Here is a 21,516-nt window from a genome sequence, read left to right on the forward strand (position 1 = left end):
GGCAAAACAAGACAGAAGGACATCACATGGCCAAGCAATTCGCATCACAAGGCGATATGACCGAAAAGGAAATCTCCTTCACCGAGGTGGGCGAGGGTCTTTACGCCTTCACCGCCGAGGGAGACCCGAACTCCGGCGTGATCATCGGCGACGATAGCGTGATGATTATCGAAGCACAGGCCACGCCCCGGTTGGCGAACAAGGTTATCGAATGCGTCCGCTCGGTCACCGACAAGCCGATCAGCCATGTGGTGCTGACCCATTACCATGCGGTGCGTGTCTTGGGGGCGTCGGCGTTCGGCGCGCAGCAGATCATCATGTCCGAGAAAGCCCGCGCCATGGTGGCCGAACGGGGGCAAGAGGACTGGGACAGCGAGTTCGAACGCTTCCCCCGCCTGTTCGAAGGCCATGAAAGCATCCCCGGCCTGACATGGCCCACCACCACCTTTAACGGGCGGATGAGCGTTTACCTTGGCAAGCGTCGGGTCGACATCATGCAGTTGGGTCGCGCCCATACGGCGGGTGATGCGGTGATCTATGTGCCGGATCAGAACGTCATGTTCACCGGCGATATCGTCGAATACCACTCCGCCTGCTATTGCGGCGACGGGCATTTCCACGACTGGCCCGGCACGCTGGAACGCATCCGCGCCTTTGACCTTGACGCCATCGCACCGGGGCGGGGTGATGCGCTCGTTGGGCGCGAGATGGTCAATGCCGCAATCGACAGCACCGCCGACTTCGTCCGTTCTACCTACCGTCCCGCAGCCCGCGTGGCTTTGCGCGGCGGCACGTTGAAAGAGGCATGGGACGCCGTGCGCGCTGAATGTGATCCCAAGTTCGGCGACTACGCGATCTATGAGCATTGCCTGCCCTTCAACGTCGCCCGCGCCTATGACGAAGCGCTCGACATTGACACGCCGCGCATCTGGACCGCCAAACGTGACAAGGAGATGTGGGAGGCACTGTCGGACTGATCCCCGACGCCTGCTTTCTGACGATAAGGATGCCGCCATGGCCTATGCCTACACGCCTTTCCCCTACAGCCCGCCGCTCGGTCTAACCACGCCCGAGCCGCGGCACCCGGTGGTGATCGTCGGCGCTGGCCCCATTGGCCTGTCGATGGCGGTGGATCTTGCCCTGCGCGGCGTAAAATCCGTGGTGCTGGACGACAACAACGTCGTCTCCCTCGGCTCTCGCGCGATCTGCTGGGCCAAACGAACGCTGGAGATTTTCGACAGGCTCGGCATCGGGGAGCGGATGCTGGACAAGGGTGTCACGTGGAAAGTGGGCCGCCAGTTTCACGGCGAGCAGGAGGTTTACAACTTCGACCTCCTGCCAGAGCCGGGGCATAAATACCCGGCTTTCGTGAACCTTCAGCAGTATTACGTCGAAGAATACCTCGTTGAACGTGCGCAGGACTTCCCCGAACTGATCGACCTGCGCTTCCTGAATAAGGTCATCGATCACAAAGGCCATGCCGATCACGTCGAACTGACGGTTGAGACACCCGACGGCCCCTACCGGCTGGAGGCAGACTGGTACATCGCCTGCGACGGCGCGGGCTCCGCCACCCGTAAACGTATGAACCTGCCTTTCGAGGGCCAGACCTTCGACGAACACTTTCTGATCGCTGATGTGGAGATGGAGACCTCCCCCTTTGGCGACCACGATACGCCCGAGCGCTGGTTCTGGTTCGCCCCGCCCTTTCACAACGGCCAATCCGCGCTGCTGCACAAACAGCCGGACAATATCTACCGCATCGACCTGCAACTCGGGCCAGAGACCGACCCAAAGGCCGAAGCGACCGAGGAAAAGGTCGTCCCGCGTCTGAAACAAATGCTCGGCGATGCGCCTTTCCGACTAGATTGGATGAGCGTTTACAAATTTCGCTGTGCGCGGCTGGAGAAGTTCGTCCATGACCGCGTGATTTTTGTCGGCGACAGCGCCCATGTGGTCAGCCCCTTTGGCGCGCGGGGCGGCAATGGCGGGGTGCAGGATGTCGATAACCTCGGCTGGAAGCTCGCCGCCGTGGTGCAGGGTAAGGCACAGCCCAGCTTGATCGAGACCTACGACATCGAGCGCGGTCACGGCGCAGAAGAGAACATGCGCAACTCGGCCCGCGCGACCAATTTCATGACGCCAAAATCGCCCATCGAAGCGCTGTTTCGCGATGAGGTGCTAAAGCTTGCAGGCAAACACCCTTTCGCCCGCAAACTGATCAACTCAGGCCGTCTTTCCCGGCCCTGTTCGCTTGGCGAGAGCCCTTTGCAAAGCGCGGCAGATGCCCCCCTGAAACCGGGAGAAGCCTTATTAGACGCGCCTTTGGTCGGTGCTGCGGGTCAGACATGGCTGATCCGCGAGGCACAGGGGCGTTTTGCGCTCTTGGCGATTGGTGACATCACCGCGCCTGAGTTGCCGAACATTGCCCGTATCGGCATCAATCAAGACGCGGCGGACTACCCCTGTTTTACCGATGCGGAAGGTCACGCTGTGCAACGCTATGGCAGCGAACGCCTCTACCTGCTGCGCCCCGACGGCCATGTCTGCGCCTGTTTCACCCAGCCCGACAGCGCGGCGATCCAAGCCGCCCATACACGCGCCTTAGGAGCCAGCACATGACCAGTTTAACATTAGAAGACCGCCTTGGCTCCGAAGGCGATGCTGTCTACGCCGCGCTCATGACCGCACATGCGGGGCTGACCGAAGAGCAAAGCCATGCGCTCAATGCCCGGCTGGTGTTAATGCTGGCGAATGAGATCGGGGACCGCGACCGGCTTGAAGCCCTGTTCAGCGCCGCTCGCGAGATTGAGTGATTTCGTTTCTCTGAGGCTGCAAGCTTGCCCGCCTTCGCCGCGACGCTACCTCCGATGCTATATAACCAAGACCAGCTTGACCTAAGTAGCCTGATCGTCAGACTGACAGGACACAGCCCGTCAAAACGGTGAGACAAGCAGGTCAACTGGTGCACCTGACCCAAGCCCCAAAGGGGGTCTTCGCAATCGCTTCGGCATGCGCGACAACAGAGAGGAAAATCATGGAGTTCTTCACCCGCACAGGAAAGCCACTGCCGCAATCTGTGTTGAGGTCGGCCAATCGAGCCAAGAGCGATCCTGTCAGTCGACGTGAATTCTTAGCCGTTGCCAGTGCCTTTGGTGCGACCTCTGCCACGGCCTATGCGATGCTCGGCATGTCCCGCCCCGCCCAGGCCGAAACCCCGTCCAATCTGCAACAGGGCGGCACCGTGCGGATGCAGATGGAAGTGCGCGCGTTGAAAGACCCTCGGGCGTTTGATTGGTCGCAGATCGCCAATTTCACGCGCGGCTGGCTGGAATACCTCGCAATCTGGGAGAACGACGGCACCTTCACCCCTGCCCTGCTGGAAAGCTGGGAGATCAACGACGACGCAACAGAATACCTGCTGCACGTCCGCAAAGGTGTCAAATGGAACGACGGCAGCGATTTCACCGCGCAGGACGTGGCACGCAATATCGAAGGCTGGTGCGACAAGTCGGTGGAGGGCAACTCCATGGCGGGGCGTTTCGCCACGCTGGTGGATGACGAGACCGGCAAAGCCATTGAGGGCGCGATTGAGGTTGTGGATGATCACACCGTAAAACTGACGCTACCCAAATCCGATATCACGTTGATCCCCGGCATGGCCGACTACCCCGCCGCGATTACGCCCGAAGGATTTGATCCAGACAACATGCTGGAAAACCCAATCGGCACAGGCCCCTACCTGCCAGAGTCGCTTGAAGTGGGCATCAAGAGCGTGTTGGTCAAAAACCCGGACCATACATGGTGGGGGACCGAGGTCTTTGGTGGCCCCTATATCGACCGGCTAGAATACATCGACTATGGCACCGATCCCTCCACTTGGATCGACGCGGCCAAGGCCGAAGAGGTCGATGCGCTCTATTCCATGGAAGGCGAGTATATCGACATTATGAACGCGCTAGAGGGTTGGGTCGAAAACGAGATCACAACCGCCGCGACCATTGTCATCCGCCCGAACCAATTGGCCGAGGTTGATGGCAAAAAGCCCTATGCGGACAAGCGTGTGCGCCAAGCACTGGCGCTGGCGGTGGACAATGCGGTGCTGCTTGAGCTTGGCTATGCCGGGCGCGGGATCATGGCAGAGAACCACCACGTCGGCCCCATGCACCCGGAATATGCCAAGATCGACCCACCCAAAGCCGACCCCGCCGCCGCCCGAGCGATGATGGAAGAGGCGGGCATGGCCGATTACGAACACCAGCTTTTCTCCATCGACGACGCTTGGCGCAAGGACACCACCGATGCGGTCGCCGCGCAGTTGCGTGATGCAGGTATTTTGGTGAAACGCACGATCTTACCCGGCTCAACCTTTTGGAACGACTGGAATAACTACCCTTTCTCCTCGACCGACTGGAACGCGCGCCCCTTGGGCGTGCAAATCTGGGCGCTGGCCTATCGGTCGAATGAGGCATGGAATGAGTTTGGCTATTCGAATCCAGAGTTTGATGCGCTGGTATCCAAGGCGTTGGCCACCGCAGATGTCGATGCCCGGCGCAAGATCATGGCCAAGGGTGAAAAGATGTTGCAAGAGGACGGCGTGACAATCCAGCCCTACTGGCGGTCGCTTTATAACCATACCCGCGAGGGGCTGGTCGGCGCGGGCCATCATATCGGGTTTGAATATCACCCCGCGCGCATGGCGTGGACAAAGTGATTTAGTCAAAGGGCCGCAGCTATGTCGGCCCTTTGCTGTTCAAGGGCTTAGCCGCCGATCAACGCCTTGGCCATCATCATATGCACGCCTTTTTCGCGGTTCACCGTTTGGGTCACGCGCAAATCCCCGGCCAAACTGCACAGAACATAGGCGTCTTCGCGGCTGATCCCGGCCCGCTCTGAGACCAGCGCGATCATGTCGCGCAGCGCCATTTCCGCACAGAGGTCGAGGCTCGGAGCCATGCCCATCGTGATCACATGCGTCGGCGTTTCGGCCTGCGGATAGGAAAGCGGTTTGTCTTTCATCACGGTCAAACGGAACCGCCCCTGCAAGGCGGTCTCAATGGCGGTGACGCAGACCTCGCCATCCCCCTGCGCACCATGTCCATCGCCGCAAGAAAACAGCGCACCTTCGGCATGGACCGGCAGATAAAGCGTGGTCCCGGCCACCAGTTCCTTGTTGTCGATATTGCCCCCATGTTTGCGCGGCTCAATTGTCGCGATCCGGCCCCATTCAGGCGGCGGAGCAACCGCCATAACGCCAAAGAACGGCGCAAGAGGCAGTTCCAACCCCCAAGGCAAACGGGCGATGCCGCGTTCTGTATCCAGCGGGATATGGCTGTGATAGGTTTCGTTGAAATCCTGAGGCAACGTGCCGGCCAAGGGGCGGATAAAGTTGTAGCCCCAATCCTGCCGCAGCGTGACGTCTAGGATATCTACTTGCAGCACATCCCCCGGCATCGCGCCTTCGACAGCCACCGGCCCGGTCAATATATGGCCGGGCATCGGTGGCGGGCCAGCAGCGTGGATCTCGTATAGCTCGGGCGGTACGTGAAACCCTTCGGGCGGCAGGCAGTTCGGTGCGCCGGAAACGGTATTGATGATGACCTCTTCCCCGCTTTGGATCGTCAACGCCGCGGGGCGTGCGGCTTCGAAATAGCCCCAGTGACAGGTCTCGGGCGAAGCGTTTAGCGTTGCAGTCATGGGTGCGTCCTTTTCTGGCCCAAGATCCCTTCAATCAGGATTTGCACCCGCAGCGCCTCTTGCGGGGTGGCCAAACGGCTGGGGTCGCCCACCATCAATCGCGCCATATCGTCAAGCTGCGCCTTCAGGCTGGTGGCGCGGGTATCGGCAAGGGCGTCGCTAGTTGGGGCGAAAGCGCCCCCCGTTGAAACGGTATCGATCGAGAATTCGGATATACGACGACTGGCTTTTTCGCCCTTCACCGTCACTTCTTGACGATCCGGCTGCGCGCCGCCGACACTACCAAGGACCGACACGGGCAGACCGTCACGGTTCACAAGCCGGGCGGCGACGTGGGTCTCGCAAAGCGTGTCATCGGGATATTCGGCATGGGCCCAAGACAGGCTCAACGGTCCCAGCACCCGTTCGCTCAGGAATAGGAAATGCGAGATGACTTCGCGGGTCATGCCCCCTTCGGCGGCAAAGCGCAGCCAGTCTGCATCCTTTTGCCACGCGCGTGGCCAAGCCGAATAAGTGACGATGATATCGATACCGCAGAGCGGGCCAAGGGCGCCCGCGTCGATAGAGCGGCGCAGATCGGTCAGCGCTGCCCCTGCGGCTTGGGTAAAGTTCACCGCCGCCGGGACGCCTGCGGCCTCCAGTTCGGCCACCAAAGCGCGGCTTTCGTCAATGTCCACACCAAGCGGCTTTTCCAGAAAGATCGCTTTCCCAGTGGCCGCAGCCTCTAACGCATAGGCTTTGCGCGGGGCGGGTGGACAGGCGAGATAGACCAGATCGACATCGGCCATGGCCTCCGACGCAGAAGCGGCCAGAACCGCATCCGGGGCCACTGCCTGTGCCGCCGCGCAGGCCTTCGGGTCTGGATCCCACATAGTGGCTACGGTGAAGTCCGGGTGCAGCACCATATGTTCGGCCATCCGCCGCCCCATAATGCCCAAACCAATTACCGCAGTCCTGATCGCCATATGTCTCTCCCTCACGTTGCCGCGCGATAAGACGCCGCAACGCGAAGGACTGCAACCGTTCGCCGCGAAAAAGCGGGGTCAGCCCTCGGCGCGGACTAGAGGTTCGATCACTTTGCGCAGTTCTTCGGGGGCCGGTTGGCTTTCAAACACATCCGCGCGGGTAAAGACACAGGTGAACGACCCTTCGAAACACAAAACGCCGTTCTGCCGGGCCTTCATGCCAAAGGTGATGGACTTATTGCCAAGCCGCGTCGGATAGGTCTCGCACAGGAGTTTATGGCGAGGGGTGACCGGGCTGCGGAAGTCCATCGCAAGGTTCACGAAGGGCGTGCCGATGTTGCGGTCAAGCTCAAGCTGAAACCAACCGTCTCCGTCAAAATGCGCCTCCCACCACGCGTTGATCGCATCCAGCGCGAAATAAGGCAGCCGCGCGGTATAGGCGATTTTCGCCGGGTCGCAATCGCCCCAAGTGACGTTGATCTCATGCACGAAGTTTTCGGAGGTCATAGCAGGTTCCATTGGTCAGGGCCGCAAGGCAGGGCCAAACACTTCTAGCCCTTCCTGCGCCATGCGCAACCTGCCCTACCCAGGCAAGAGAAACAGCGTGATCGCCGGGAAAGCCACCAAGAGGATGACGCGCACAATGTCGGAGCCAACAAAGTACATGACCGCCCGGTAGGTTTCGCGCATCGGAGTATCACGGTCCATCGCGTTGATGATGAACAGGTTCATCCCCACTGGCGGCGTGATCAGCCCGACCTCTACCACGATCAGCACCAAGATACCAAACCAGATCGCCAGATGCTCCGCGCTCATCCCGAAATCCATGGCCGAGATGACAGGAAAGAAGATTGGCACAGTCAGCAGGATCATCGACAGGCTGTCCATCAGACAGCCGAAGATCAGGTAGAACAGGAGGATAACTAGCAAGACCGTTAGGGGCGCATAGCCCTGTGTTGTGACCCATTCCGCCATGAACTGCGGCACGCCCGAAAGCGCCAGAAAACCGTTGTAAAATCCGGCCCCCAAGACGATGAAAAAGATCATCGCCGTGGTCTTGGCCGTGCCAAGTAGGCTGTCGCGCAGCACCGCCCAATTCAGCGAACCGGCGAGCAAAGCAGCAAGCCCGGTGCCAGCCGCACCGATGGCCGACCCTTCGGTCGGGGTGAACCAGCCTGCATAGATGCCGCCAACCACGACGACAAAGATCACAAGCACCGGCCAGGTGTCCGCCAAAGCGCCAAAGCGTTCGCGCATCGGCACCGGCGCGCGGGTCCCCGCACTTTCGGGGTTAAGCCGGACGTAGAGCGAAATCGTAGCGATATAGCCAAGCGCCGCGAGGATACCGGGGATAAAGGCAGCGAGGAACAGTTTGGCGATATTCTGTTCAGTCAAAATGGCGTAGATCACCAAGATCACCGAGGGCGGGATCAGGATGCCCAAAGTCCCGCCAGCGGCCAGTGTGGCCGTGGAAAAGCCCCCCGAATACCCGTAGCGCCGCAGCTCTGGCAGCGCGACCTTGGACATGGTGGCCGCCGTCGCCAGAGAGGAGCCACAGATCGCGCCAAAGCCCGCACAAGCCCCCACAGCGGCCATGGCAACACCGCCACGCCGGTGGCCAAGAAAGCTCTCTGCCGCGCGGAACAGTTTGGAGGACATGCCCGACAGCGTGGCGAACTGCCCCATCAGCAGAAACATCGGGATGATGCTCAGCGAATAGCTTGAAAAGGTCGTGTAGGTCTCAGACTTCAGCTTGGCCAGCAGCGGCGTGGGGTTGCCGCCCATCGCGAAGTACCAACCGCCGAAACCGCAGAGCAGCATCGCCAACCCAATTGGGGCGCGCAGAAACACCATGATCAGCAACACAGGGAAGGACCAAAAGCCCAGTTCGAGGTTGGTCATTTCAATGCCCCCCGTGATCGCGTGGCAAAAGCGGCTTGCCGACAAGCGCTTCGCCCACCCGCATCACCGCGCAATAGACCGCTGTAAGGCAAGCCACCACACCGGCAGCAAAGCTTGCCGCATAGGCCCACCAGACCGGGAACTGTAGAAAGAGCGTCGTCTCCCCATTGCCGATGTAGCGCTGCATCCCTTCGTAAAGCCGCCAGATCAGCAGCAGAATGACCAAGGTCAGCACGATCTCCCAAAAGGCGGCGATCCAAACGGTGATCCGGTCCGGCAACATCGCCGTGAAGATATCAACGCTGGCATGGGCGCCATAAAGCTGGCAGATCGGCAGGAAAGCAAAGATCGCAAAGGCGACCCCGGCTTCCAGAATTTCGTAATTGCCGTTGATCTCTCCCACACCGAGGTCCAGCACGAATTGGGCAAGGCCGGTCAGCGTGCTGTCAAAGAAATCATTGTGCAGGGTTTTGTTGATCGTCCGTCCGATGATCGACAGGGTCGTGAGCAGCACAAGAGCCATCAGCGCCAGACCACCAGCAAGCGCGGCACCTCGGGCAAGAAAGAAGATCGTTCGGTGCATGGGACGCCTTTGCTCCGGGTAGAAAACGATCTGCGACGGGTGGTGCCGTCGCAGATCATGGTCGTGGACGGAGCTTACTTGTCGTAATCGGCCATCAAGGCACGGGCTTCGTCGATGAGCGCTTGCCCATCAATGTCTTTTTCCTTCATCTCAGCGATCCATTCGTCATAGATCGGCTGTGCAGCCTCACGCCAGACCTCGGCTTCTTCTTCGGTCAGGGTGACGATGTTATTGCCCAGATCAACCGCCACTTGACGCGCCGGACCATCCGCATCCGCTTGGGTGCCGCCAGCAAAGATCGAGAATTCGAGACCGGAATTATCATCCACGACCTTTTTCAGATCATCGGGCAGGCTCTCATATTTGTCTTTGTTCATCGCTAGGACAAAGGTCAGAACGTAGAGCGCATTGCCGCTGAATTCGGTGTGATTATCGACCAGTTCGGAAATTTTGAGTGCGGGGGTGACCTCCCATGGAATGGTGGTGCCGTCGATCACCCCCTTGGACAGGCCTTCGGGGATCGCCGGGACTGGCATGCCCACAGGGGTCGCGCCGACCTTTTCCAGCAGTTTGTTGGCCAAACGCGACCCGCCGCGGATCTTCATTCCCTGTAGGTCGTCTGGCGTACGCACTTCTTTGTTGGTGTGGAGCATACCGGGGCCATGCACCCAAGCGCCAAGGATATGCACGTCCTTAAACTCGGTATCCTTCATGTGTTTTTCGAACATCTGCCAATAGGCCGAAGACGCCGCGCGGGCGTTGGTCATCATGAAGGGCAGTTCGAAAACTTCGGTGCTGGGATAGCGGCCGGGAGTATAGCCGACCACGGTCCAAACCACATCGGCCACACCGTCAATCGCTTGGTCGATAAGCTCCGGCGGGGTGCCGCCCAATTGCATTGAGGGGTAGCGCTCGACCTTGATGCGGCCTTCGCTCGCCTCTTCGACATTGTCGGCCCAGACGTCGAGGATCAGCTTTGGCACATTGGCCTGCGGCGGCAGGAATTGGTGCAGGCGCAATGTCACCTCCTGCGCCAGGGCCGACGTGGCCCCCAACCCCATCGCAAGGGCCGTGGCACCTGCAAGTTTCAAGAATCCGTGACGTGTGAAATTCATCTCTCTCTCTCCCTGTCGACGCGCGTCCGGTTTGCCCGGCCTGCTGCGTTTTCTTTCTGTAGGCTGACGCTAAGCGACCCGTTGTTTCTTGTCACGACGAATATGACGTGAGAGCGGCCCACGCGATGCAGGGAGGCAGCAATTTGTCGGAGACTGACAGGAGGGAGGTGGTGGCGTTACCTGGATTTGAACCAGGGACCTAACGATTATGAGTCGTTCGCTCTAACCAACTGAGCTATAACGCCGTAGGCGCGGGAGGTACCGCCGCATCGCCAAGTCGTCAAGGGCGAAAAATGCCGATTGATGGAATTTTTGGATAAAAATGCCGATGCGGGGGGAGGCGCGGCGTTTGCAAGACGGCTGCAGTAGGCACATGTCGTGCAGCCGGGGGCGCCGCCCCCATCGCGCTTACTGCGCGATTCCCCCGCGGGTATTTTTCAAAGGATGAAGGGGGCCGTATGCCTGCACTAGTGAGCGGGGGCGGAAACAACGTCCAGAAGGGTGCGCCCGCCGTCGATGGTCATGATCTCACCTGTCATAAAACCGGAGCTTTCCGCAGCGAGGAATTGCACCGCCTCGCACAACTCATTCGGCCCTGCGATCCGGCCCAACGGTGTGTGGGCGCGGATATCGTCGCGCCAATCGCGGTTCTCGGCCACGGCGGCGCGCAGGGAAGCACTCATCACGGAGCCGAAGGAAATTGCGTTTACGCGAATCCTGTGCGGCGCCAGAACGAGGGCCAGCGAGCGCGTCATCTGTTGCACGGCAGCTGAGGCAATGGAGTAGCCCATAAGATCCGGCTGATGCTGACGAGCGGCGATGGAACTTAGGTTGATGATCGACCCGACCTGCCCTTCGGTTTGTCCCTCGGCCTGTTTCATCATCCGCCTTGCGACCTGTTGCGACAGTTGCAAGGCGGTGATTAGGTTTTGCTGCAGGAGCATTTCGACAGAGGAGTCTTCAACGTCCAATGGATCGGTCGTCATGACTTGCCGCGAGGCGTTGACCAGAATGTCGACCTGATCATAGGCGTCGATGGTTGCAGAGACGAGGTTGGCGATGGTCAGACGCTGGCGGAGGTCTCCGGCAAAGACGCGGATATTGCCCTCATCCGGGGTGTCGCCCAGCTCTTCCATCAGTTTTTTTTCATTCGAGTCGGCGCACATGACATTGGCGCCCCGGTCAGCGAGATGCCGGGCGATGGCAAGGCCAATGCCGTCTGCAGCGCCGGTGATGATTGCTGTCTTGCCGGAGATTGAGAAGGACATCGGGAAGCTCCCTTTTGGCTCAGCGGCGGCGGGCGAGCGGACGCGTGGCGTGGAATAGCTTGAACCGCGCGTCGCCCCCTAGTTCGGCCACCTGAGCAAAGCGTTTTTTCAGTTCCGCCTCATAGGGCAGATGCCGGTTCGCGACCATCCAAAGGTCGCCTTGGCTCGACAGGATGCGCGCGGCAGCGGCGACGAAGGCTTGGCCGATCTGCGGCTCTGCGGCGCGCCCTGTGTGGAAGGGCGGGTTCATCACCACCGTGTCCATCCGGTGCGGTGGCTGCCATTTAGTGGCATCCTCCCAGTGGAACACGGCGCGGTCGTCGGTGACATTGTGGCGCGCGCATTCCAGCGCGAGATGTCCCGCCTCGACCAGATGCACGGTTTTTACCTTGGGCCGGGTCAGCACATGAGCCGAAAGGAACCCCCAGCCAGCGCCAAGGTCAGCGACTTCAGCGCCGAGGTTATCAGGCAGGATATCGACCAGTAGCGCCGAGGCGAGATCGACACCATCGGCTGAAAACACCCCCGGCGCAGTCCAAAAGCCGCCATCGGTCTGAGCGGGGCCAGCTTGCCAATCGGTGAAAAAATCACTCGCGCCTGCGTCGATCCAATAGAGCTTGCCATGCGCTTTGGAAATTGGCCCATGAACAGTGACCCGCGCGCGCATCTCGCGTAGGATTGAATCTGCGCCATCGGTTTTCTGGCCATCCACCACGACCGGCCCGTCACTTACCGCACAGGCTTGAGCGATCAGCGCGCGGGCCTCATGTTTGGCGCGGGGCAGACAGACGATGGCGGCGGCATAGTGCCCCTCGACTGAATGGCTCGCCTCATAGCCTCGGGCGGCCCAAGCGTCATAGGCTGGCTTATAGTCGTGGATGATCTTGCAGCGCTCTGGCGGAAAATCAGCCAAATCAGCCTCTACCGGGGGCTGGAACACAGCGATCACGCCCTCGTCAGGTAGGTCCAGCCCACCGCCGTTCAGGGCCAGTTCCAATCGCGGGTCAATCACGTGTTATTCTTCTTTTTCCATAGTGCATTGCAGCGGGTGCTGGTGCCGCCGGGCGAAATCCATCACCTGCGCGACCTTGGTCTCGGCGATTTCGTGGCTAAAGACACCCACAACCGCCAGACCTTTTTTATGTACGGTCAGCATGATCTCGAAGGCTTGCGCATGGTTGAGGCCAAAGAACCGCTCTAGCACATGCACAACGAACTCCATCGGGGTGAAGTCATCGTTAAGTAGCATCACCTTATACATGGGCGGGCGTTTGGTCTTTGGCCGGGTTTTGGTCAACAGTTCGGTGTCGTCACCGTCCTGCGGTCCGCCCGCCATCATCCACGCTCCCCGCTGGCGGGGGTCGGCTGTCGGATTTGTCCAAGTTGCCTTTGGGTCGTCACGGTGCATTGCTGCTCCTGCCGCTGAGGGATGTCGCTTCTTTAATGTGCAGGCGTCTATATAACCCCTAAACCGTTTAAGGAAAGAGGCAGTACATATGGCACCGGCACTCACCACGATCGGCTTCGATGCGGATGACACATTGTGGCATAATGAACGCTACTTTGCACTGTCACATGATCGTTTTGCCGCGTTATTAGCAGAACATAGTGAACGCGGCCATTTAATGGCGCGTTTGCTAGAGGCTGAGCGGCGCAATTTGCCGCATTATGGCTATGGCATTAAAGGGTTCACCCTTTCCATGATCGAAACCGCAATTGAAGTGACTGAGGGCGAGGTTCCAGCTTCTGTCATTGCGGAGTTATTGGCAGCGGGCCGCGATATGTTGGCTCATCCTATTGAGTTGCTACCGCATGTTGAGGATGTGTTGGACGCTTTGGCAGGGCGTTTCCGTTTGTTGGTCGTCACCAAGGGCGATCTGCTGGATCAGGAGCGCAAGCTGGCGCAATCGGGGCTGCGGGGGCGTTTCGACGCGGTCGAAATCGTATCTCACAAAACCGAAGCAGCCTACCGCGAGATATTTGCCCGCCATGGTGACGGTGCGGCGCGCGGACTGATGGTGGGCAATTCCATGGCCTCGGACGTGCGTCCAATGATCAAGGCGGGGGGCTGGGGCGTTTATGTACCGCATGATCTGACCTGGGCGATGGAACAGGCAGAGCCGCCTGAAAACGCAGAGCGATTCGCTGAAATTAGCGATCTTTCGGACTTGCCGGCCTTAATCCGCGATATTGACGTGGAGTGACTCGCGCTGAAAAAACCAATTGCGGCGAAAACGCCCAGTTGTCGCCCAGCTCTTGCCACATTTACCGTCGATAGTGGGTAAGCGCGGATTAACCTCTACATATGGGAGGAGAATTTCGCCCCTTTTACCCTCCTCGTTAGATTCGCAGCCTTCCGCGATCCCCCTGATTGTGTTAGCCTATAACCAATCAACAAATGGTCAGCCGAAGAAATCGGCGATCCCGAGGCAGTAAAAGGCAGGACACTATGAAGGCTTGGCGCCATCAGCCGGCCCATTACGGGCTATCTTTCTTCGCAGCACTCTGGCTTTTGATGATTGTACCGCTCAGCGCGGTTGCAGCGCCCTATGCGGCCTATGTCATTGATGCGCGCACGGGCAAAGAGTTGCATTCCGAAAATGCCGACACCCGTTTGCATCCCGCCTCGCTGACCAAAATGATGACCCTTTATATTGCGTTTCAGGCCGTAGAGCGCGGTGAAATTTCCCTCGATACGCAGGTCACTATTTCCAAGAACGCCGCCTCTGAACCGCCAAGCAAACTCGGCATGCGCCCGGGTCAGAAAATCGCCCTGCGCTACCTCATTCGTGCCGCTGCGGTGAAGTCTGCCAATGATGCCGCCACGGCCATTGGGGAGGCCATTGAGGGTTCTGAAGCCGCTTTTGCCCGCCGGATGAACCGCACGGCCCAGCAGTTGGGCATGACGCGCACGACCTTCAAGAACATGCACGGTCTGACGGAAAACGGTCACCTGTCCACGGCGCGGGACATGACCCGTATGGGGCGGCATCTGCTCTATGATTATCCGCAGTATTACAACCTGTTCTCCCGGATTACCGCCGATGCCGGCGTGCGCAAGGTCTCCCATACCAACCGCCGCTTTCTGGGGTCCTACAAAGGTGCCGACGGGATTAAGACAGGCTACACCCGCGCGGCTGGTTTTAACCTTACGGCATCCGCCGAACGCGGTAACGAGCGTATTATCGTAACAGTCTTCGGCGGCAAATCCACCGCGTCGCGCAACGCGAAGGTTGCTGAACTAATGGATCTCGGCTTCCGCCGGGCGCCTTCGAGCGCCCCGCTGTTGAAACCCGCACCCCCGGTCTATGCTGATGTGGAAAGCACCCCCGGCACGACAGCAGGCGCGGCTGGCAAGACCATCCGCCTCGTGGGTGCCGTCACCACGTCAAAACGCCCAAATCTTCGCCCGCGGAGCGAAGAGGTTCTGGTCGCCACCGCAGTCGCACCTGAAGCAACCAGCGTCGTGTCCAACAGCGATATCACTGCCGCCCTGCGCGAAGCGGTCGCGACGGTGCCTGTCGCACCTGAAGTGAGCGCACCTGAGGTTCAAGAGCAGGAAACAATGACGCTCGCCTCGGCCAATGTATCTGTCCGCCCCGAGCCACGACCAGAGGAGGTCGAAGTGGCTGTGGCACAGGCTGTGGAACAGGAAATCGTCACCCGGATCTCCACTTCTGGCAGCCGCCATTGGGGGGTCAACGTGGGCCGCTACCCCAGCCGCTATGCCGCCGAGAAGGTGCTTTTGAAGACAGCCTTGGCCGAAATGTCGACGCTGGACGGCACATTGCGCAAAGTCGTGCGTCGCCCTCAGGGGTTTGAGGCGAACTTCCTTGGCATGTCGCGCGAGAGCGCTGATCTGGCCTGCCGCCGCCTCGCCGCGCGCAATGTCAGCTGCTTTATGATCGGGCCGAGCGAAGGCTAAAGCGCCGCGCCCCCGCGCGCCGCTCACCCTTCTTCATCCTTTAAAAATACCCGCGGGGGAATCGCGCCCTTGGCGCGATGGGGGCAGCGCCCCCGCCGTCCCCTCCCCCAATCGCGAAGCCAGCCTATCCAGCTGCCTGCAACAACGTCCGCGTGTACTCGGTCTGCGGGTTGTCATAAAGCGCATCAACATCGCCATATTCCACCACATCACCGCGTTTCATCACCATCACCTTATGCGACATCGCCCGCACGACCTTCAGGTCATGGCTGATGAAGAGATAGGCCAGCCCGTACTTCACCTGCAAACGCCGCAGCAGATCGACGATTTGCACCTGCACGGTCATATCCAGTGCCGAGGTGGGCTCGTCCAACACCAGCAGCTTAGGCCGCAGCACCATGGCGCGGGCAATTGCAATTCGCTGGCGCTGGCCGCCTGAGAACTCATGCGGGTAGCGGTCCATCGTCGCCGGGTCGAGACCAACCTCCTGCATGACTTCTGCCACCACTTCGCGCCGGTCGCGCCCCTTGTCCACCTTATGGATCGCCAGCCCTTCGGAGATGATCTGAAAGCAAGTCATACGCGGGCTGAGCGAGCCGAAGGGATCTTGGAACACAATCTGCATATCGGCGCGTAGCTTGCGCAACTGCCGGGTGGACCACTTCCGCACATCCTCGCCACGAAAGATCACCTGCCCTTCCGAGGCGATGAGCCGCATGATCGCCAGCGCCGCGGTGGTCTTCCCAGAGCCGCTTTCGCCTACGATGCCGAGCGTCTCTCCCGCGCGGATTGAAAGGCTCGTGTCATTGACAGCTTTCACATGGCCCACCGTACGGCGCAGCAGACCTTTTTGGATCGGAAACCAGACCTTAAGGTTATCGGTGCGCAACACTTCGAGCGCATCGTCGGCCACAGGCGCGGGCGCGCCGGTAGGTTCGGCGCCCAGAAGCTTTTGCGTGTAGGGATGCTGGGGATTGTCGAAAATCTCGCCCGTTGGCCCCTCTTCGACGACCACGCCCTTTTGCATCACGAAGACCCGGTCAGCGATGCGCCGGACGATCCCGAGGTCATGGGTAATGAATAGAAGCCCCATGCCCATCTCGTCCTTGAGGTCTTTGAGCAGGTCAAGGATCTGCGCCTGAATGGTCACGTCGAGCGCAGTGGTCGGCTCATCCGCGATTAGGATGTCAGGCTTGTTCGCCAGCGCCATGGCGATCATCACACGCTGCCGTTGCCCGCCTGAAAGCTGGTGCGGATAGGCACCCATGCGGCTTTCTGCTTCATTGATGCCGACCTGCTCCAACAGGCTCAACACACGGGCGCGGGCCTCGGCGCCCTGCAAACCTTGGTGAAGGGCCAGCGACTCGGCCAGCTGCTTTTCAATCGTGTGCAGCGGGTTAAGCGAGGTCATCGGCTCTTGGAAAATGAAGGAGATGTCATTGCCGCGCACCTTGTGCAGCAGTTTATCATCCGCGCCGATCATCTGCTGCCCATCATAGGTGACCGAACCGCTGACCTGCGCAGAGTCGCCCAGCAGCGACACGGTGGAGAGCGCCGAAACCGACTTGCCTGAACCGCTTTCGCCCACCAGCGCCACGGTCTCACCCCGGTTCACCGCAAAGCTCACCCCGCGCACAGCGGGGATTAACTGCCCGTCCTGCCGAAAGGAAACTTGCAGGTCTTTAACGTCCAAAAGCGCAGTCACGAAAAGGTCTTTCTAGGGTCGAATGCATCGCGGATGCCTTCAAAGATGAAGACGAGCAGCGACAGCATGATGGCAAAGGTAAAGAAGGCCGAGAAGGCCAGCCAAGGCGCTTGCAGGTTCTGTTTGGCTTGCAGCGTCAACTCCCCCAGAGACGGGGCCGAGGACGGCAGGCCGAAACCGAGGAAGTCGAGCGTCGCCAGCGTGGAGATCGTGCCAGTGATGATAAACGGCAGCATGGTGAGCGTCGCCACCATCGCATTGGGCAGCATGTGACGCAGCATGATCGTGCCGTTGCCCACACCGAGCGCACGGGCGGCGCGGACGTATTCGAGGTTACGCGCCCGCAGGAACTCGGCACGGACCACCCCCACCAGCGCGGTCCAAGAGAAGAGAACGAGTAGGATTACCAAGAGCCAGAAACTTCGCCCCAAAATGGCGAACATGATGATGATGACATAGAGCGACGGGGTTGAGGACCATATCTCAATAATCCGTTGAAAGATCAGGTCGAGCCACCCGCCAAAGAAACCCTGCACGGCGCCCGCCAGAATGCCGATAATCGACGCCGCGCCGGTGACGATCAGGGTAAAGACCACCGACAAACGGAAACCGTGGATCACCCGCGCCATGACATCGCGTTTGGTGCCATCGGTGCCGAGCCAGTTCTGTCCGTTGGGCGGCAGCGGAGCAGCACCCGGGCGGTCCACTGCGGTGTTAAAGGAATAGGGAATGACCGGCCAGATCGCCCATCCCTTGTCGATCGCTTCGCCCGCAATCTCACCATCCTCCGCATCAAGGATATAGCCTTCGGGATCGTCGAAACAGGCCTCCAGCCCGCCGGTGGCGATGAGACATTGCACCTCCGGATCACGGTAGGCGGCTTCGGTCTGGAAATCGCCACCAAAGGCGGTCTCTGGGTAGAAGTTAAAGATCGGCGTAAAATACTCACCCCGATAATTCACCAAGATCGGTTTGTCGTTGGCGACAAACTCAGCAAAGAGCGAAATGCCAAACAGGATCGCGAAAATCCACAGCGACCAATAGGCGCGGCGGTTCGCGGTGAAATTGCGCCAACGGCGTTGGTTCAGCGGGGACAGCGCCATCAGCCTTCCCTTTTCTCAAAGTCGATGCGGGGATCGACGAGCACGTACATCAGGTCCGACAGGATGCCGACGACAAGGCCGATGAGACCGAAGATAAAAAGCGTGCCGAAGACGATGGGGTAGTCCCGCGCCACAGCGGCTTCAAAGCCCAAACGCCCCAGCCCATCGAGGCTAAAGATCGTCTCGATGATGATCGACCCGCCGAAAAAGACCGAGATGAACACCGCCGGGAAGCTGGCGATCACGATTAGCATCGCGTTGCGGAAGACGTGGCCGTAAAGCACCTTCCGCTCGGACAACCCCTTGGCGCGGGCGGTGATGACGTACTGCTTTTTGATTTCGTCCAGAAAGCTGTTCTTGGTCAGCAGCGTGAGCGTGGCAAAGGCCGAAATGGTTGAGGCCAGCACCGGCAGGGTGATGTGCCAGAAGTAATCGGCCACCTTGGCCAAGGGGCTGAGGCTGTCGAAATTGTCGGACGTCAGGCCGCGCAGGGGGAATATCTGCCAGTAAGACCCACCCGCGAACAAGACCAGCAGCAGGATCGCGAAGAGAAAGCCGGGGATCGCATAGGCCGCGATGATCGCGCCGGAGGTCCAAGTGTCAAACCGGCTGCCATCCCGCACCGCTTTGCGGATACCGAGCGGGATGGAGATCAGATGGGCGATTAATGTCGACCATAACCCCAGCGTTATAGACACCGGCAGCTTTTCCTTAATCAGATCAATCACCCCGATCGAGCGGAAGTAACTCTCGCCAAAATCAAGCCGCATATAATTCCACAGCATATGAAAGAAACGCTCGACCGGCGGCTTGTCGAAGCCGAACTCCTTCTCCAACTCTTCGATCAACTCAGGCGGCAGCCCACGCGCGCCCACATAGGTGCTGTCGGACCCTCGTGCCATCGTGTCGACGCCCGCATCGTTATTGCCCCCAGCAAAGCCGCCAAAGACATCGCCACCGCCCTGAATACGCGCGATAGCCTGCTCCACCGGGCCACCGGGGACGAATTGAACCAAGGCAAAGTTCACCAGCATGATCCCGAACAAGGTCGGGATAACCAGCAACAGCCGTCTGAGAATATAGGAACCCATTTGGTCGCTTTACCGCAAGGCACCGGAGGCACGCAATTGCTCTGCGGCCTCTTCGTCGTACCACCAAAAATCGAGGTAGCCCAAGGCATAGGGCGGGATGGTCTCGGGGTGGTCGTATTGGTTGTAATAGGCAACCCAATAGCTGTCGTTGTACCACGTCGGGATCATGAAGAACTCATGCCGCAGGGCCCGGTCGAGCGCCATGAGAGCGGCGTCTTCTTCCTCGGCGGTTTCAGCGTTAAGCGATGCGTCGATGATTGCGTCGACCAGCGGGCTGGCGAGACCTGCGGGGTTGAAAAGCGAAAACTCAGCCGCCTCCGACCCGTAGCGCTGTGTCAAGCCGGTGCCGGTGCCAAGGAATGCGGCGTAGGCGTCATAGATCATGTCATAGTCGCGGTCCCGCTCGCGGGCGGTATATTGCGAACTGTCCACCTTCTCCAACCGCGCATCGATCCCGATGGCGGTCAAATTGTTCACGAAGTTCTCGATCACCGCCGAAATCGTGGGGGAGCCCGAAGAGTTCATCAGGAAGTTCAAGCGCAGCGGCTCACCCGCTTCATTGACCCGCATACCGTTTTGCACGGTCCAGCCTGCTTCTTCGAGCAGCTTGGATGCGCGGCGTGCATTGCGGCGATCGAGCAAGCGGCTCGGGTCAGAAGTATGCGGCACAACAGCAGGCGCGTTCAGCATCTCGGCAGGGACCAGATCACCAAGGCTTTCCAGCAGAGCAAGCTCCGCCCCTTCGGGCGCACCCTGCGCCATCAGCGGCGTGTCTTGAGTAAAGGAGGCGCGGTGGTTGAACAGCCCGTATTGCAGCGACTCGTTCGTCCACTCGAAATTGAACATCAGCGCCACGGCCTCGCGCACCCGGCGGTCTTGCAGCGCTTCGCGACCAAGGTTGAAGATGATACCGGAGGGTGTCGGGGGCGATCCGTCGGGCAGTTCGGCCTTTACGATATTGCCGTCGGTCACCTTGGAAAAGTCATAACCTGTCGCCCATTTCTTTGAATCGCCTTCGGCGCGGAACGTGTATTCGCCCGCTTTGAACGCCTCAAAGGCCGAGGTGTCATCGCTAAAGATCTCCAACCGGATGCGGTCAAAGTTCATGCGACCTCGGTTGATCGGCAGATCTTTACCCCAATAGTCCGGATTGCGTTTCAACACGATCCGCTTGGTCAGATCGATGCTATCGATCATATAGGCACCCGAACCGGGAGGCGGGTCCATCCAGCTGTCTTTCAACCCATTGCCGGTTTCCTCGAACCACTTCTTTGGCCAAGCGGGCACGCCACCCACGGTCTCAATCAGGCTACGGCGCGAGATCCCGTCGGCGAAGGTGAATTTGACGGTGTGATCGTCCAGCGCCTCGACTTTAGGAATACGTTTGCGCACCGCATCGGCGTAGGATTTCAGCCCCTCGTCCAGCAGCAGATTGTGCGAGAAAACAATGTCATGCGCTGTCACCGGCGTGCCATCGGAAAACCGTGCCTCAGGACGCATGTTAAAGATCACCCATGATTTGTCCTCTGGGTACTCAAGGCTTTCACAAAGCAGACAATAGCTTTCGCCATAGGCATCTGCGGGAAGCGGCTCGCCACTTGGCGCTTCGCCCAGCAGGCTCTCAAACCCAAAGATCGAAAACAGATGCGCCCGGCCCTTGCCCGAATAGGGGTTCATCGAATCGAGCGTGCCGACAAAGGGCAGCGAAATCTCACCGCCTTTGGGGGCGTCCGGGTTAACGTAATCAAAATGCTCGAAATCCGCCGGATAGGTCAGATCGCCGTAGAAGGAATAGCCATGGCTCTTGATGATTTTTTGCTCCTGAGCGGAGGCCGCCCCCGCAAGCAGAACAAGCACCGTCAGCATCATCGTCGCCATCCAAAGCGGCATGCTATGGTCCGACTGACGGGTCGCGACGCGGGTCTGGGCTCTGGGCATAGGTCACTCCTTGGCGGGGCATAGTCCGGATCATTGCGTCATGTAGGCTAACGCTGTGAAGCGCCAAGATACAAGTTGCGAATATGTTATCTAAGCAGCCTGGGCGGTGGATTGCGAAAGCGAGGTCAATGCGAAGCCGTTGACCGTTCCGATCAAGGTATTGCGCCGCCCCACAAACGCAAAAGCCGCCCCAAAGGGCGGCCTCACATACGCAATATCGCGTT

19 protein-coding genes and 1 tRNA gene are annotated in these 21,516 nt (G+C 59.5%); 6 read left to right on the top strand and 14 right to left on the bottom strand.

Annotated features, from left to right (window positions below):
• Positions 1 to 26: 26 nt before the first annotated feature.
• From HTT03_RS14960 to HTT03_RS14975, 4 genes are all read left to right on the top strand, one after another.
• Positions 27 to 977, top strand: coding sequence for an MBL fold metallo-hydrolase (locus tag HTT03_RS14960; RefSeq protein ID WP_174860586.1), 951 nt, complete (start codon positions 27 to 29; stop codon positions 975 to 977).
• A gap of 37 nt (positions 978 to 1,014) precedes the next feature.
• A complete protein-coding gene (locus HTT03_RS14965) occupies positions 1,015 to 2,622 on the top strand; it encodes an FAD-dependent oxidoreductase (RefSeq protein ID WP_174860587.1) in 1,608 nt (535 codons plus the stop codon).
• Positions 2,619 to 2,816: a DUF2783 domain-containing protein gene (locus HTT03_RS14970; RefSeq protein WP_174860588.1), complete on the top strand. Its 198-nt coding sequence runs from the start codon at positions 2,619 to 2,621 to the stop codon at positions 2,814 to 2,816. The genes HTT03_RS14965 and HTT03_RS14970 overlap by 4 nt, the downstream gene beginning before the upstream one ends.
• Positions 2,817 to 3,037: 221 nt before the next feature.
• Positions 3,038 to 4,714 carry an ABC transporter substrate-binding protein gene (locus HTT03_RS14975; RefSeq protein ID WP_174860589.1) on the top strand — a complete coding sequence of 559 codons (1,677 nt, stop codon included), beginning with the start codon at positions 3,038 to 3,040 and terminating at the stop codon, positions 4,712 to 4,714.
• A gap of 47 nt (positions 4,715 to 4,761) precedes the next feature.
• Here HTT03_RS14975 and HTT03_RS14980 read toward each other — a convergent pair whose 3' ends face one another.
• The 10 genes from HTT03_RS14980 to clpS all read right to left on the bottom strand — a co-directional run bounded on the left by HTT03_RS14980 (position 4,762) and on the right by clpS (position 12,869).
• Complete coding sequence (locus HTT03_RS14980; RefSeq protein WP_174860590.1) at positions 4,762 to 5,697, bottom strand: acetamidase/formamidase family protein; 936 nt, start codon at positions 5,695 to 5,697, stop codon at positions 4,762 to 4,764.
• Positions 5,694 to 6,662, bottom strand: coding sequence for a Gfo/Idh/MocA family protein (locus tag HTT03_RS14985; RefSeq protein ID WP_174860591.1), 969 nt, complete (start codon positions 6,660 to 6,662; stop codon positions 5,694 to 5,696). Before HTT03_RS14985 ends, HTT03_RS14980 begins: the two co-directional genes overlap by 4 nt.
• Positions 6,663 to 6,740: 78 nt before the next feature.
• Entirely contained in the window at positions 6,741 to 7,169 is a 429-nt protein-coding gene (locus HTT03_RS14990; protein WP_246253564.1) for an acyl-CoA thioesterase, read from the bottom strand.
• 75 nt (positions 7,170 to 7,244) lie between these two features.
• On the bottom strand, positions 7,245 to 8,564 hold the full coding sequence (locus tag HTT03_RS14995; RefSeq protein ID WP_174860593.1) for a TRAP transporter large permease: 1,320 nt from the start codon (positions 8,562 to 8,564) through the stop codon (positions 7,245 to 7,247).
• A gap of 1 nt (position 8,565) precedes the next feature.
• Complete coding sequence (locus HTT03_RS15000) at positions 8,566 to 9,147, bottom strand: TRAP transporter small permease (protein ID WP_174860594.1); 582 nt, start codon at positions 9,145 to 9,147, stop codon at positions 8,566 to 8,568.
• 74 nt (positions 9,148 to 9,221) lie between these two features.
• Positions 9,222 to 10,262 (bottom strand): TRAP transporter substrate-binding protein, encoded by a 1,041-nt coding sequence (locus tag HTT03_RS15005; protein ID WP_174860595.1) that lies wholly within the window; start codon positions 10,260 to 10,262, stop codon positions 9,222 to 9,224.
• A 168-nt stretch (positions 10,263 to 10,430) separates the two neighbouring features.
• Positions 10,431 to 10,507: transfer RNA gene (locus HTT03_RS15010), tRNA-Met, on the bottom strand.
• A gap of 222 nt (positions 10,508 to 10,729) precedes the next feature.
• Complete coding sequence (locus HTT03_RS15015; RefSeq protein WP_174860596.1) at positions 10,730 to 11,530, bottom strand: SDR family NAD(P)-dependent oxidoreductase; 801 nt, start codon at positions 11,528 to 11,530, stop codon at positions 10,730 to 10,732.
• A 19-nt stretch (positions 11,531 to 11,549) separates the two neighbouring features.
• Positions 11,550 to 12,542: a methyltransferase gene (locus HTT03_RS15020; RefSeq protein ID WP_174860597.1), complete on the bottom strand. Its 993-nt coding sequence runs from the start codon at positions 12,540 to 12,542 to the stop codon at positions 11,550 to 11,552.
• A 3-nt stretch (positions 12,543 to 12,545) separates the two neighbouring features.
• Positions 12,546 to 12,869, bottom strand: coding sequence for an ATP-dependent Clp protease adapter ClpS (gene clpS, locus HTT03_RS15025; protein WP_425506333.1), 324 nt, complete (start codon positions 12,867 to 12,869; stop codon positions 12,546 to 12,548).
• 157 nt (positions 12,870 to 13,026) lie between these two features.
• Between clpS and HTT03_RS15030 the strand changes: the two genes are divergently transcribed.
• Both HTT03_RS15030 and HTT03_RS15035 read left to right on the top strand, forming a co-directional pair.
• On the top strand, positions 13,027 to 13,734 hold the full coding sequence (locus HTT03_RS15030; RefSeq protein WP_174860598.1) for an HAD family hydrolase: 708 nt from the start codon (positions 13,027 to 13,029) through the stop codon (positions 13,732 to 13,734).
• A gap of 245 nt (positions 13,735 to 13,979) precedes the next feature.
• Entirely contained in the window at positions 13,980 to 15,455 is a 1,476-nt protein-coding gene (locus HTT03_RS15035; RefSeq protein WP_174860599.1) for a D-alanyl-D-alanine carboxypeptidase family protein, read from the top strand.
• A 124-nt stretch (positions 15,456 to 15,579) separates the two neighbouring features.
• Here HTT03_RS15035 and HTT03_RS15040 read toward each other — a convergent pair whose 3' ends face one another.
• From HTT03_RS15040 to HTT03_RS15055, 4 genes are read right to left on the bottom strand one after another with little or no spacing between them, the layout of a single operon-like run.
• Positions 15,580 to 17,160 carry a dipeptide ABC transporter ATP-binding protein gene (locus tag HTT03_RS15040; protein ID WP_174860600.1) on the bottom strand — a complete coding sequence of 527 codons (1,581 nt, stop codon included), beginning with the start codon at positions 17,158 to 17,160 and terminating at the stop codon, positions 15,580 to 15,582.
• Positions 17,157 to 18,263, bottom strand: coding sequence for an ABC transporter permease (locus HTT03_RS15045; protein ID WP_174860601.1), 1,107 nt, complete (start codon positions 18,261 to 18,263; stop codon positions 17,157 to 17,159). The genes HTT03_RS15040 and HTT03_RS15045 overlap by 4 nt, the downstream gene beginning before the upstream one ends.
• Positions 18,263 to 19,354, bottom strand: coding sequence for a microcin C ABC transporter permease YejB (locus tag HTT03_RS15050; RefSeq protein WP_174860602.1), 1,092 nt, complete (start codon positions 19,352 to 19,354; stop codon positions 18,263 to 18,265). Before HTT03_RS15050 ends, HTT03_RS15045 begins: the two co-directional genes overlap by 1 nt.
• Positions 19,355 to 19,363: 9 nt before the next feature.
• Positions 19,364 to 21,292 (bottom strand): extracellular solute-binding protein, encoded by a 1,929-nt coding sequence (locus HTT03_RS15055; RefSeq protein ID WP_174860603.1) that lies wholly within the window; start codon positions 21,290 to 21,292, stop codon positions 19,364 to 19,366.
• Positions 21,293 to 21,516: the final 224 nt, after the last annotated feature.

This window comes from Sulfitobacter maritimus, assembly GCF_013346665.1.
In the GTDB taxonomy this organism is placed as follows: Bacteria; Pseudomonadota; Alphaproteobacteria; order Rhodobacterales; family Rhodobacteraceae; genus Sulfitobacter; species Sulfitobacter maritimus.